Raw genomic sequence first — 12,357 nt, forward strand, 5'->3', positions numbered from 1 at the left:
AAAACCTTGTGTGTTAAGCAACATAGTTTAAATCGACTTACTTTAAAAACAAAATTGAATTACTATACAAGTGTATTTTTAATAGAAAGAATAATGAATGGCTCAATCTCCTGTGCAGGATTACGATCCGCTTGAAGAACAGCTCAATGCATGGAGTCATGCACTCGGTGCAGGCCTCGCGGTGATCGGAGCAGTTTTTTTACTGATCAAAGGTAGCAGCTTACCCTTAGCGCAATGGATCGGGCTGCTGGTCTATGCCTTAAGCTTGGTATTGCTGTTTAGTAGCTCCACGCTGTATCACTTTGCTAAAACCCAAGAAAAACGTCATTGGTACAAAAAACTCGATCATACAGCCATTTATTACCTGATCGCGGGCACTTACACGCCCTTTTTGAGTATTGCGATTCCAACAGCCAAAGCCACCTATCTTCTAATTGCACTTTGGATCATTGCCTTGATCGGTACTTTGTTTAAGCTGGTGTTTATTCATCGTTTTCAAAAGATCTCGCTGGCAGCCTATTTGATGATGGGCTGGCTGGCTGTACTGGTCGTCGATGATATGCGCGAGTTTCTTGGTTCAGATGCCTTGAATTTACTGATTTTCGGTGGCGCGGCTTATACGATTGGAGCATTGTTTTATGCCTTAAAAAAGGTAAGATATACCCATGCCATCTGGCATCTTTTTGTACTGTTAGGTGCAGGATCACACTTCTTTGCGATCTACTGGTACGTGATTTAGCCGATAAAGCCTGAAATTTCAGTGACCCTGATTTCTTGCGTTATCAGCAGCAAACTGTCGCTACTTTTTTAAGAAATTATCGCTTTTTTAAAAAATTACGCTTCCAAAAAAACGAATTTATTTTAAGAAGTGTAAGGTTATTTATGTCGTCAACCACAACTACAGCAAATCCTGAAATTGCCACAAATTCTAAAACTCGCGTTTTATTCGCCAGTCTTGTGGGCACCACCATCGAATTTTTTGATTTCTATATTTACGCCACCGCCGCGGTCATCATTTTTCCGCATTTGTTCTTTCCAGCAAGTAGTGGCAGTGCAGCCATCGTGCAGTCGCTGGCCACCTTTGCAATTGCCTTTATTGCCCGCCCAATCGGTGCGGCTTTGTTCGGTCATTTGGGCGATCGAATTGGACGTAAGGCAACGCTCGTGGCTGCACTCTTAACGATGGGGATTTCTACGGTCTGTATCGGCCTGCTGCCAACCTATGCCCAAATTGGGATTGTGGCACCGTTGTTGCTGGCACTGTGTCGTTTAGGCCAAGGGCTGGGTTTAGGTGGTGAGTGGAGTGGCGCAGTCTTACTGGCAACCGAAAACGCACCAGAAGGCAAACGGGCATGGTATGGCATGTTCCCGCAGCTTGGCGCACCAATCGGCTTTATTCTGGCCACGGGCTCATTTTTGGCCTTGGGCGCCTTTATGTCGGACGCTGCCTTTATGCAGTGGGGCTGGCGTATTCCCTTTATTGCCAGTGCAGTCTTGGTGCTTGTGGGTTTATATATTCGTTTGAAACTACACGAAACACCCGCATTTCAAAAAGTGCTCGACAAGCAAAAAGAAGTCAATATTCCATTTAAAGAAGTGATTACCAAACATTTCTCTAAGCTGGTTTTAGGTACTATTGCAGCCATTTGTACCTTTGTGGTGTTTTACTTAACCACCGTATTTGCTTTGAATTGGGGCACCAATAAACTTGGCTATGCACGAGGCGAATTTTTAGAGCTTCAACTGATTGCAACACTTTGCTTTGCTGCGTTTATTCCAATTTCTGCTGTTATGGCCGAAAAATTTGGCCGTAAAAAAACATCGGTTGGCATTTGTTTGGCAGCAGCAGTGTTTGGTCTATTGTTTGCGCCGTTGCTTGAATCGGGCAGTACTTTTTTTGTGTTCCTGTTTTTGTGCATAGGTCTTTCAATTATGGGGCTGACCTACGGGCCGATTGGTACAGTATTGTCAGAATTATTCCCAACATCCGTTCGTTATACCGGTTCTGCCCTCACCTTTAACCTTGCAGGTATCTTTGGTGCATCGTTTGCGCCACTCATTGCAACAAAACTTGCAGAAGGTTATGGCTTACAGGCAGTTGGTTGGTATATGTCTGCCGCTTCTTTGCTGTCTCTGCTTGCCTTTTTACTGATTCGTGAAACCAAAGACCAAGATGTCAATAATCAGATTTAAGTGTTTATCGTTCTAAGAAACCAGCTTAGGCTGGTTTTTTTATACCGCTACAAAAAGCCACTGTTTTCCCAAATGATTCTTTTAAACAATAAGATCAACGCATCAATAATGATCAGAATAATATGCAAACCCTTACTCCAAAACAACGCCAAGATGTTTCAAAGTTGATCCAGCACGGCCAGAAAGTTGCTGCCGTGAAATACATAGTGGATCACACACACTGCTCCTTGCAGCAAGCAAAAATGCTGGCAGATCAAATCGAGCAGCAGCCTGAAATTTTATCCTCTTCGCCCTCAACAACATCCCGTATCGCCTTGGACTCTAGGCTCAATGAAACCCAGTTAGATGAACTGATCGGACTCATTGAAAACGGCGACAAGATAAAAGCCATCAAATATCTGGTTGATCACGGTGGTTACTCCTTGCAAGATGCCAAACAAGCAGTGGATCTGATCGAACAAGATCCAGATCAAATGGATGACTGGCTAGAGCCAAATCCCCCCTTAGCGTCTTCCCCTTTAAGTTATGAAAGAATACAGGTCGACTATGCTAAACGCACCATGCATGTTATTGATTCAAATGGTCAAAAACAGCGGATTGATGAACAGCACCCTCATTGGAATCAAATCATGCAGCAATTTTATAGGCGCACCTACCCGAGTCTAGATGCATGTTTTATTGATTTGATCAAACGTCGAAATGAGGTAGAAGGTTCATCTTCTTCGTCTTTGTTAGAAAGCAACAATACCAGTCGTCATCCCAATACATTCGCATCTCGGCCTGTCATGCCCAATCAGATGCATGGCATCGAAGATCAGACCAAGAAAAAAGACATGTCTAAGCTTGTTTTGCTGTTTTGCATTGGACTGATTATTATCGCCATTCTATTCTGGATCACTTAATTGAGGAGTGTTTAGTCATTAAATTAACTCAATCATATCGATGGTTGGAGGTACCCGAAAACGAAACGGAATCCCCACCATCCCGGTGCCAACTGTCACAAAAACATCGGCATGTTCGTGTGTATATAGGCCCTTTTTGTGGCCTAAAATCGAAACTTTTTTCATAATGTAGCTGGTAACCCAAGGCAATTCAATTTGACCACCGTGGGTATGCCCAGAAAGCATTAAAGGACGTGTAGGCAATGCCGGCACCATATCGACGGTATCCGGATTATGCGAAAGAATTAACCACGGTTTATCCTGTGGCAAATCAGGCATGGCACGCATATCGGTTTTGCCGGCCCATAAATCACCGATGCCAATCAAACGAAACTCGTCAAAATCGATAATTTTTCCTTCAATATCTATCACATTATTACTTTCAAGCGCATTTTTCAGCAATTGCTGAATCGGAGGACCAGGATACTGTTCATCATGATTACCCGGTACCGAATAAACGGGTGCCTGAATTTCACTGAGTATTTTCAGCTCCTCTACCAATGTATTTTCAGGTTCGTAAGTCCAGTCGCCAGCGACCACCACTAAGTCTGGCTGTAACTGATTAAGTTTTTTGACCAGTGTACGTAGCTGACGCTCATGCCCAGAAAATAGTCCAATATGCAAATCGGCAATCAGTGCCACCTTAACCGGTGTATGAAAAGGTTGCTCGGGATTAAGACGGTATTGATGGTGATGTACATGAATAAAATGCGGCTCGATAAAACGGGCGTAAATCAACACAAGGCTCAAGACACATATAAAAATTGCCTGCTGAGAACTGTAGTATCCAGTCCATCCCGCGTAAGCACTAAACAGCGCCAAGGGATACAAGAGATAAGACAGATAAAACACCAATAAATGAACGAACGCTTTAAAGGGATGAATGGTCTCGGTACGTGATTGACTCAACCAAGCCTGTGCAATGGCCCAAACTGCTAACAGCACAAAACATATATAGAAGTAAAAAATGATTGAACTAGAATTCGACATACCTGCTCTCAAAGGAAATAAGATCGTGCTCAGACATCTTTATTTCATTTATTTATCTTTAGATATGGAATAATTATACTCTAGCCCAGATTTTTGTTTGTACGTATTATGGCGAAATCATCTAAAACTCCTCTACAAGGTTTCAAATCCATGACACACGGTTACGCAATACCGCGTGCTATGGTTGCCTGCGCCTTCATTGGTGTGCTTGGAGTGAGTGGATGTAGCACACTGCCCAAACCAGGCCCAGAAGTGGCTCAGTATGCCAATCAAGTAGATACGTCAGACACCACACTCTCAAAAATTATTACGCCGCTTAAGCAGCAGAATCCAGATCTGACAGGCTATCATGTACTGTACGAGCCCTTAGAGGCATTAGCTGCGCGCTTGAGACTCATTGACAAGGCTGAAAAGTCTCTCGATCTACAATACTATATTTGGGATAACGATAAAATTGGTGCACTGGCGCTACATGCCTTAATTCGTGCTGCCGATCGTGGCGTCAAAGTACGCTTACTCATTGATGATAACAATGCTAAAAAAATGGAAGGCGTATTACTGGCGCTGTCGCAGCACCAAAATATCAACGTAAAACTGTTTAATCCCTACCGCTTTCGTCAATACCGCGCCATGGATATGGTGCTAGATTTAAAGCGTATCAATCGACGCATGCATAACAAGAGCTTTATCGCCGATAATCAGGTGGCACTGATTGGCGGGCGCAACATGACCAATCAGTATTATAACGTGAGCGACAACTACCAGTTTTCTGATGTCGACGTATTGCTCGTAGGCGCTGCCGTGGATGATATTGTCTCGTCGTTTGACGAATACTGGAACGATAAATACGCCTACTCGGTACAAAATATTGTCAACTCAGATCAGCACCGTTTACGCTATCCAGATTTAAAGCAGCAACTCGATCAGTACTTTAGCAAGGTCAGTGTACAAAACTATCTGGATCTCACCACTCGTTCGCATGCTTTTGACCAGTGGCTCAACAACAATATCCAGTTAGACTGGGTTAAAGCGACTGTTGTGAAAGACTCTCCAGATAAAATTCGGGCCAAGGCCAAGAAAGAACAGCATCTCAACTTTCAATTGATCAAGAACATTGAAAAGCCGCAAGAAAATTTAGATTTGATTTCGGCGTACTTTGTACCTGAAAAAGAAGGCGCCAAGCGTTTGACCAACCTGGCCAATGAAGGCATCAAAATTCGGGTACTGACCAATTCATTTAAAGCCAACGATGTGCCCGTAGTGCATGCTTTTTATGCCAAATACCGTCAGCAGCTATTAGAAAACGGTGTGCAATTATACGAGTTTTTGCCATCGCTTGAAAAAGAAGACATGGACAAATATACCGATGAATTGGTGAAGAAGGCCAAAGTCAGCATGAAAGGTTTGAGCCGCTCAAGCCTGCACGCCAAATTAATGGAAGTCGATCAAAAACAGGTGTTTATTGGCTCATTTAATTTCGATCCACGCTCATCGTACTTAAACACTGAAATTGGTGTTGTACTCAATAGCCCGCCACTGGCACAAGCAGTACATCAAACCATGGATCAGCAACTGACCAAATATGCCTATAAATTGGTGCTCGATGCCAACCATAAAATCAATTGGTATCGCCAAACTCCGACGGGTACCAAGGTATATACCAAGGAACCGCGTATGAAATGGTGGCAAAAGGCGGGGGTTAAGCTGATCTCTTGGTTACCGATCGAAGGCTTTATGTAGTCAGTGGCGTCTGCTTCAATGTTAGCCGATGTAATTCTTCAAGGCCTTCGTGCATTTTGTGCTGAACTTCATCGGTCAGGCTTTTAAGTGTATGCCCTTCTACCGAAATGGCAGGCAGTGCCATCAAATGTGCTACGACTTTTGGCATTTCCAATACACGTTTCACATGTTCAACAAAAGACATATCACCAATAAATGGTGCCACCGTATCGAGCTCGCCGTGCTGATTAACATAGCAAATCAGGCAAATCTGTACTGGCTTTTGTGCTTCAAGTGCAGCACCTAATATACGGCCATGCACGCGTTTAATGGTTTTACCATCGGTGGTGGTTGCCTCGGGAAAAAACAGTACCGGAATATCTTTTTTCAAAAATGCGCTAATTTGCTCGCGAATTCGAATCGAATCTCCCGAACCACGTTTGATAAACAAAGTGCCACCGCCTTTGGCGAGTTGACCCAGTATCGGCCACTTTTCCACTTCTGCTTTAGACAGAAAAAAGACGCGCGCACCAGAGCCCAAGACTGCAATATCTAGCCACGAGATATGATTACTGACCCATAAAGCAGGCTCACGCGGGATTTCACCATGCACGCGCACATCGAGATTAAATACCTTACACAAGCGCCGACAAAAATATTGCACATAGCGTGTATTGGCAGGATCATTTGGATGCTTGTACAAACCATGGCGGTATACCAGATAAAATCCTTCTCCAACAACGCCCAAACCCAGCGCAAATTTTTTGCTATATAACGCTAGGCGAGTCAGTGGGTTTAATGATGACTGTGTGTCAGCAGTGTGTTCTGTCATAAAGATCATGATGCATTCAGGTTGGGTACATTCTATACCGATCTGGTAAATTTTGTATTGATGATAAAAACCGAACGTCAGCATAAATAAATTCAATTTCAATTCTTTTTAACAATTAACTATTATATTTTTATCGATAATTAAGATTACAAGGAGAGCAATATGAATACTCTTCAACAGCAACAGCATCACCACAACACTCATGCTGGCCCAATCTTACAGATGATCGCTGGATGGACCATTTTATATGCGGGTGCGATTATTTTAGCGGTAAAAGCATTTCATAGCCTGATTTAAATGCTCTGGTTAAAAGGCCTAAATGCAATTTCATTCGCCACATCTCAAGGATTATTCTAGAATAGTCCTTTTCCATTTATATGAGTTAAAGCGCCTGTGGAATCTGTGGAGCTGCATCAAAAAGAACGCGTCATCTTGGTCAGTGTGAGCGTCAATATCCTCGACGATCTCGATGCCGATGAGTTTGCGTTACTCGCATCGTCTGCAGGTGTAGAACAACTAGATCATGTTTTTGCGCAGCGCGTCAAACCCGATCCGAAGCTGTTTATTGGCTCCGGAAAAGCCGAAGAGATTGCCGAGCGAGTACACGAGCTAGAGGCCAATCTGGTGATTTTTGATCACGCGCTCACGCCTGCGCAAGAACGAAATTTAGAAAAAATCATGAAATGCCGAGTGATCGATCGCACGGGGCTGATTCTAGATATTTTTGCACAGCGTGCACGTACGCATGAAGGTAAGCTGCAAGTTGAATTGGCTCAGCTTAAACATCTCTCGACCCGTTTAGTACGTGGCTGGTCTGCTGGTTTTGAACAACAAAAAGGTGGTATCGGCTTACGTGGTCCCGGCGAAACGCAGCTCGAAACAGACCGTCGCCTGATCCGTATTCGAATTACCCAGCTCAAAGACAAACTGGAAAAAGTACAGCAAACCCGGTTGCAAGGCCGTGCCGCGCGTCAAAAAGCAGCCATTCCGACGGTCTCTTTGGTGGGCTACACCAATGCGGGCAAATCTACTCTGTTTAATCATTTGGCTAGTAGTGACGTATATGCAGCCGATCAATTATTTGCCACGCTCGATCCGACGCTCCGACGGTTAGATTGGGATGGAATCGGTACCGTGGTGTTGGCAGATACCGTGGGCTTTGTGCGGAATTTGCAGCACGATCTGATTGAATCTTTTAAAGCCACACTTGAAGAAACTTTAGAGGCAACGCTATTGCTGCATGTGATCGATAGTAGCAGCCCTGACATGCTCGAACAAATTGAGGCCGTTGAAGGTGTACTCAAAGAAATAGGTGCACAGGCTCCTGTGTTACGTGTTTATAATAAAATTGATGTCAGCGGTGAGGAACCTAAACTGATTTATGCGCGTCCGCATGAGCCAGAGCGGGTTTATGTCTCTGCGCATTCCGGTCAAGGCATCGATTTACTACACAATGCAGTCAAAGAATGCCTGATGGGTCAACATCAGATGTTTGAGCTTACACTCAAACCCACGCATGGCAAGTTACGAACGCAACTGTACAATCTGAATGTGATTCGATCGGAAGCCTTCGATGACGAAGGACATTTACATTTGCAGGTCATGATTGCTCCGCAAAAACTCGAACAGTTGATTCGCCAAGCGCATATTTCATTAGACGATGTGCTGGGTGAACAGGCAACGCGTTTCAAACGACCACTCGAAGAGTTTGAAATCAAACGCTAGATCGGTTAAAACTTGGGTTATTAAGACAAAAAAGAACAGTGACATGGATTGGGTAAAACAGATTGACTGGCTGGCATGGTTCGGCACGCTCGGCTTAATTATCTTGTTTCGAGAAGGCTCGGTATGGGGAATGGGACATTTCGGTCATCCCGAGCTAGGCAATTTAGTGGGACTAATCGGGCTACTTGCTGTTTTACTGATCTGGCGTAAATTCAAAAAAGTACCTCCGCGGCTGGTCGATACCAACAATAAAATTATGAAAGAAAGCGGATTCGCTTTTTTACCCATCTGTGCCGGCTCTCTCATGATGCTGGTCCACATGGGCAGTGAAATTCCGTTATTTTTAGCTGTGTTAGTCGTCAGTACATTATTACCGCTCTGGGTTTATGCCAAAATGGCTAAACATTGGCTGTAAGGAGATCGTCAATACATGTTCACCATTCTTTACGGCTTTATCATTACCTTGATTGCCTATGTATGTGCCAAGCCCTTAAATAAGCGCGTACCTCAAATTCCGGTCTTGGTATTTGGAATGTTTATTGTGGTTGCATTATTGGCATTGGTTGGACTGCCCTATGAGCAATATATGAACAGCGTAAACGGACTATTTAGTCATTTGCTTGGCTATGTCACCGTTGCATTGGCCATCCCGTTGGCGGCCATGCGCTACGATGATCTGCCACTCAAATCACTGATCGGTATTTTATGCTTTGCCAGCTTTAGTGCTGTGGCCCTGCCCGTGAGTCTGGCTTATTTACTACATATGTCGCATCCGACGATTTTGGCCTTTATGACCCGTGCCGTGACTACACCGATTGCACTGAACATTGCGACGCTTTTACACGCACCACTGACACTGGTTACCTTAATTGTGATTTTATCGGGGGTGATTGGAGCTGCTTTCTCGCCATGGATTTTAAAACATATTCATGATGAACGTGCTTCTGGGCTGGCACTTGGTCTTGCAGCACATGCCATTGGCACCGCTCAAGCATGGCAGCGAGGCCCTGTTGCTGGGCGCTATGCCGCTTTTGGCATGGCACTCAATGGCGTATTTACTGCCCTTTGGTTACCAACCTTGGTCCTCTCGCTACAGTCTTAAATACATTCATCTTAACTATATTAATGACCGCAGTGATTGTCACTGCGGCTCAATACTTGATTACCAATCTTCTGCAAGCGGGTTTTGAACGCTAAAAGCCCGTTGATCTTCCAATCGGTATGCGATGAGTCGACGCCCCCATACACAGCCACCATCTACGTTTTGAATACGTTCGTTAATGGTCATGCCTTGCAAGGCCGCCCAATGACCAAAAAAGATCTGGTGTGTATGTGCCGCTGGACAGTCAAAATCAAACCACGGCAAAAAGCCTTTTGGCATGGGTTCTGTCAGTTCATCTTTAAAACTAAATTCCAGACGCCCATGCACATCGGTCAAACGCATACGGGTTAAGTAGTTGGTAATCGCACGCAGTCTGTCCATACCTGTCAAATGATCTGACCATAATGTCGGCGCTTCACCATACATTTCAGATAAAAAGGCATCGAGTTGAGTCAGATCATCATGTCCGATATAGGTTTCCACTTCACATGCAAGGTCAAATGCCTGTTCAGCCGTCCAGATACACGGAATTCCAGCATGGGTAATCACTGTCTGCCGATCAGGAAACAGACACAGTGGCTGGCGACGTAACCAATCTATGAGCTCATCGCCATCAATCGCATCAAGCACTTGCTGGGTATTGTCTCTGGCTTTTACTTTTTTGTGTCCACGAGCGCAGGCAATCAAGGTTAAATCATGATTTCCCAAAACCGTTTCAGCACATCCACGCTCGGCCAGTTTCTTAACAAAACGCAGTACACCGACTGAGTTTTCCCCACGCGCTACCAAGTCGCCTGCAAACCAAAGTTTATCTAAATCTGGGTCAAATTGAATTTCTTTGAGCAATGCTTTGAGCGCTTCAAAGCATCCCTGAACATCACCAATCACATAGTTGTAGCGCGTGGTCATACTTACGGCACCATTTGATCAGACAATGCCACAAATTGTGCCAGCGTTAAAGTTTCTGGGCGTGCCATCGGATCGATACCCGCCTTATCAAAAGCGTCGTCTGCAAGCATACCCTTCAGGCTATTTCGCAAGGTTTTACGACGCTGCGTAAATACATGAGAAACCAAACGAGACAATGCTTTTTCATCTTTGGCCACAATCGGTTTTTCTTTATACGGCACTAAACGAAATACCGCACTGGTGACTTTTGGAGGTGGGTTAAATGCGCCAGCAGGCACTTCAAATAAAAACGTAGGCTGACAGAAATACTGAATCATGACCGATAAACGACCATATTCTTTGGTATTAGGCTCAGCAGTGATACGATCAACCACTTCTTTTTGTAGCATAAAATGCATATCTTTGACTTTGTCGCCGAATTCCAACAGATGAAACAACAAAGGCGTCGAGATGTTATACGGCAAGTTACCCACCACACGAAGTGGACGTTCTTGCGTCGCTAACTGACTAAAATCATATTTGAGTGCATCGGCTTCAACGATTGTTAAGCGTTCTGGATGTGGAACACGCTCAGGCAAGCCTGCCGCCAAGTCGCGGTCAAGTTCGACTACTGTCAAAGCGTCACACTCACCGATCAAAGGTGAAGTCAGTGCTGCCAGACCAGGCCCAATCTCGACAACATTATCACCTGGGCGCGGATTGACTGAACGGACGATTTTTGCAATAACCCGTTGGTCGTGTAAGAAGTTCTGACCAAAACGTTTCCGAGCTTTATGCCCTTCTTCTTTGGGGTTTAGGGCATTAATTTGATACATAAAGACTTCCAACGTAATTCGATTATTGACGTGCCAGCGCCAAAGCCAGCTCAACCGCCACATGTAAACTTGTACTTTTTGCCAATCCAGTTCCGGCCAGAGACAGCGCGGTTCCATGATCAACCGATGTGCGAATAAAAGGCAAACCGAGTGTAATGTTCACTGCTTCACCAAAGCCTTGTGATTTTAACACAGGCAATCCCTGATCGTGATACATCGCCAGCACGGCATCTGCATCTTTTAAATGTTCGGGTGTAAATAAAGTATCGGCAGGCAGACTCAAACTTAAATCGATCCCTCGATCTCGGTAGGCTTGTAAAACCGGATTGATAATTTCAATCTCTTCACGGCCTAAATAACCATCTTCGCCCGCATGAGGATTCAAACCACAGACTAAAATTCGTGGTGTGGCAATTTTAAATTTACGACGAAGATCGTGCAGCAAGATATCAATCACCTGAATCAAGCGCGTTTGGGTAATCGCATCGGGAACATCTCGTAAAGCCAGATGTGTAGTCGCCAGCGCAACACGCAAACTATGCGTTGCCAGCATCATGACCACGCGCGGAACCCCTGCCATTTCTTGATAAAACTCAGTATGCCCACTAAATGCAATTCCAGCATCGTTAATGACCGATTTTTGTACGGGAGCTGTTGCAACGCCGACACTCTTTTGCTCGATTGCGTAGTGGGCTGAGCGCGTCAATTGTTCAATCACATACGCTGCATTAGCAGAGTCAAGCTGTCCGGCTTGAACAGGTTTAAATAACGGAACATGTTCCACATAAAGCTGTCCAGACATCGCAGCATCAGGCTGACCTGTATAATCTAGTAACTCAACCTCATATCCGAGCTGTGTTGCGCGAGATTGTAATAGCGATCGATCTGCCAAGACCACAACAGGTCGTTCAAACCGATGGCGACTCAAACTCAAGCAAATATCTGGGCCAATGCCTGCCGGCTCTCCTGAGGTTACATATAAGGGCATCATGGTATTTATCCTCCGCTAAGCTCTGAGTATACCTATGGATGCCTCAGACAACACAGCCATTTGAGTGGATTTGTATTAAATATCAATGCATGGCTGTGTAATTAAAAAAATGAAAGCGAAAGATTACATCTACATCACTT

At 44.6% G+C, this 12,357-nt stretch carries 13 protein-coding genes; 8 read left to right on the forward strand and 5 right to left on the reverse strand.

The genetic code is table 11. The annotated features are described in order from the left end of the window. Positions 1–97: 97 nt before the first annotated feature. From trhA to KCV09_RS08800, 3 genes are all read left to right on the forward strand, one after another. The gene (gene trhA / locus KCV09_RS08790; protein ID WP_212515049.1) at positions 98–739 is read left to right on the forward strand and encodes a PAQR family membrane homeostasis protein TrhA; all 642 of its coding nucleotides are present in this window, start codon (positions 98–100) and stop codon (positions 737–739) included. Positions 740–882: 143 nt separating this feature from the next. Next, the gene (locus tag KCV09_RS08795; RefSeq protein ID WP_004941241.1) at positions 883–2,193 is read left to right on the forward strand and encodes an MFS transporter; all 1,311 of its coding nucleotides are present in this window, start codon (positions 883–885) and stop codon (positions 2,191–2,193) included. Positions 2,194–2,315: 122 nt separating this feature from the next. Next, on the forward strand, positions 2,316–3,095 hold the full coding sequence (locus KCV09_RS08800) for a hypothetical protein (RefSeq protein WP_151820300.1): 780 nt from the start codon (positions 2,316–2,318) through the stop codon (positions 3,093–3,095). An 18-nt stretch (positions 3,096–3,113) separates the two neighbouring features. Here KCV09_RS08800 and KCV09_RS08805 read toward each other — a convergent pair whose 3' ends face one another. Further along, on the reverse strand, positions 3,114–4,124 hold the full coding sequence (locus KCV09_RS08805) for a metallophosphoesterase (protein ID WP_025094412.1): 1,011 nt from the start codon (positions 4,122–4,124) through the stop codon (positions 3,114–3,116). 180 nt (positions 4,125–4,304) lie between these two features. On the opposite strand from KCV09_RS08805, the gene KCV09_RS08810 reads away from it, so the two are divergent. Then, on the forward strand, positions 4,305–5,864 hold the full coding sequence (locus KCV09_RS08810; RefSeq protein ID WP_371864002.1) for a phospholipase D family protein: 1,560 nt from the start codon (positions 4,305–4,307) through the stop codon (positions 5,862–5,864). Here KCV09_RS08810 and KCV09_RS08815 read toward each other — a convergent pair. Then, positions 5,857–6,675, reverse strand: a complete 819-nt coding sequence (locus tag KCV09_RS08815) for a lysophospholipid acyltransferase family protein (RefSeq protein ID WP_025094414.1) — start codon at positions 6,673–6,675, stop codon at positions 5,857–5,859. The genes KCV09_RS08810 and KCV09_RS08815 overlap by 8 nt on opposite strands. A gap of 162 nt (positions 6,676–6,837) precedes the next feature. On the opposite strand from KCV09_RS08815, the gene KCV09_RS16420 reads away from it, so the two are divergent. The 4 genes from KCV09_RS16420 (at position 6,838) to KCV09_RS08830 (ending at position 9,502) form a co-directional block, all read left to right on the forward strand. Then, positions 6,838–6,972, forward strand: coding sequence for a hypothetical protein (locus KCV09_RS16420; protein ID WP_004941256.1), 135 nt, complete (start codon positions 6,838–6,840; stop codon positions 6,970–6,972). 96 nt (positions 6,973–7,068) lie between these two features. After that, entirely contained in the window at positions 7,069–8,400 is a 1,332-nt protein-coding gene (gene hflX, locus KCV09_RS08820; RefSeq protein ID WP_212515050.1) for a ribosome rescue GTPase HflX, read from the forward strand. Positions 8,401–8,443: 43 nt separating this feature from the next. After that, positions 8,444–8,815 carry a hypothetical protein gene (locus KCV09_RS08825; protein WP_004941262.1) on the forward strand — a complete coding sequence of 124 codons (372 nt, stop codon included), beginning with the start codon at positions 8,444–8,446 and terminating at the stop codon, positions 8,813–8,815. 15 nt (positions 8,816–8,830) lie between these two features. Next, positions 8,831–9,502 carry an LrgB family protein gene (locus KCV09_RS08830; RefSeq protein WP_004941264.1) on the forward strand — a complete coding sequence of 224 codons (672 nt, stop codon included), beginning with the start codon at positions 8,831–8,833 and terminating at the stop codon, positions 9,500–9,502. Between the two features lie 60 nt (positions 9,503–9,562). On the opposite strand, the gene KCV09_RS08835 is transcribed toward KCV09_RS08830, so the two are convergent. The 3 genes from KCV09_RS08835 to pdxA are packed head-to-tail and all read right to left on the reverse strand — an operon-like array spanning position 9,563 to position 12,217. After that, positions 9,563–10,411, reverse strand: coding sequence for a symmetrical bis(5'-nucleosyl)-tetraphosphatase (locus tag KCV09_RS08835; protein ID WP_004943481.1), 849 nt, complete (start codon positions 10,409–10,411; stop codon positions 9,563–9,565). Positions 10,412–10,413: 2 nt separating this feature from the next. Next, positions 10,414–11,226, reverse strand: a complete 813-nt coding sequence (rsmA, locus tag KCV09_RS08840; RefSeq protein WP_004941269.1) for a 16S rRNA (adenine(1518)-N(6)/adenine(1519)-N(6))-dimethyltransferase RsmA — start codon at positions 11,224–11,226, stop codon at positions 10,414–10,416. Positions 11,227–11,248: 22 nt separating this feature from the next. Then, positions 11,249–12,217: a 4-hydroxythreonine-4-phosphate dehydrogenase PdxA gene (gene pdxA, locus KCV09_RS08845; protein ID WP_151746523.1), complete on the reverse strand. Its 969-nt coding sequence runs from the start codon at positions 12,215–12,217 to the stop codon at positions 11,249–11,251. Between the last annotated feature and the right edge of the window lie 140 nt (positions 12,218–12,357).

It is taken from the genome of Acinetobacter soli (assembly GCF_018139125.1).
Taxonomy (GTDB): Bacteria; Pseudomonadota; Gammaproteobacteria; order Pseudomonadales; family Moraxellaceae; genus Acinetobacter; species Acinetobacter soli.

Excerpts from the sequence above, each read along its gene's own strand:
- trhA (WP_212515049.1), top strand. The coding sequence starts at position 98 with ATGGCTCAATCTCCTGTGCAGGATTACGATCCGCTTGAAGAACAGCTC.
- KCV09_RS08795 (WP_004941241.1), top strand. The coding sequence starts at position 883 with ATGTCGTCAACCACAACTACAGCAAATCCTGAAATTGCCACAAATTCT.
- KCV09_RS08800 (WP_151820300.1), top strand. The coding sequence starts at position 2,316 with ATGCAAACCCTTACTCCAAAACAACGCCAAGATGTTTCAAAGTTGATC.
- KCV09_RS08805 (WP_025094412.1), bottom strand. The coding sequence starts at position 4,124 with ATGTCGAATTCTAGTTCAATCATTTTTTACTTCTATATATGTTTTGTG.
- KCV09_RS08810 (WP_371864002.1), top strand. The coding sequence starts at position 4,305 with ATGGTTGCCTGCGCCTTCATTGGTGTGCTTGGAGTGAGTGGATGTAGC.
- KCV09_RS08815 (WP_025094414.1), bottom strand. The coding sequence starts at position 6,675 with ATGACAGAACACACTGCTGACACACAGTCATCATTAAACCCACTGACT.
- KCV09_RS16420 (WP_004941256.1), top strand. The coding sequence starts at position 6,838 with ATGAATACTCTTCAACAGCAACAGCATCACCACAACACTCATGCTGGC.
- KCV09_RS08825 (WP_004941262.1), top strand. The coding sequence starts at position 8,444 with ATGGATTGGGTAAAACAGATTGACTGGCTGGCATGGTTCGGCACGCTC.
- KCV09_RS08830 (WP_004941264.1), top strand. The coding sequence starts at position 8,831 with ATGTTCACCATTCTTTACGGCTTTATCATTACCTTGATTGCCTATGTA.
- KCV09_RS08835 (WP_004943481.1), bottom strand. The coding sequence starts at position 10,411 with ATGACCACGCGCTACAACTATGTGATTGGTGATGTTCAGGGATGCTTT.
- rsmA (WP_004941269.1), bottom strand. The coding sequence starts at position 11,226 with ATGTATCAAATTAATGCCCTAAACCCCAAAGAAGAAGGGCATAAAGCT.
- pdxA (WP_151746523.1), bottom strand. The coding sequence starts at position 12,217 with ATGATGCCCTTATATGTAACCTCAGGAGAGCCGGCAGGCATTGGCCCA.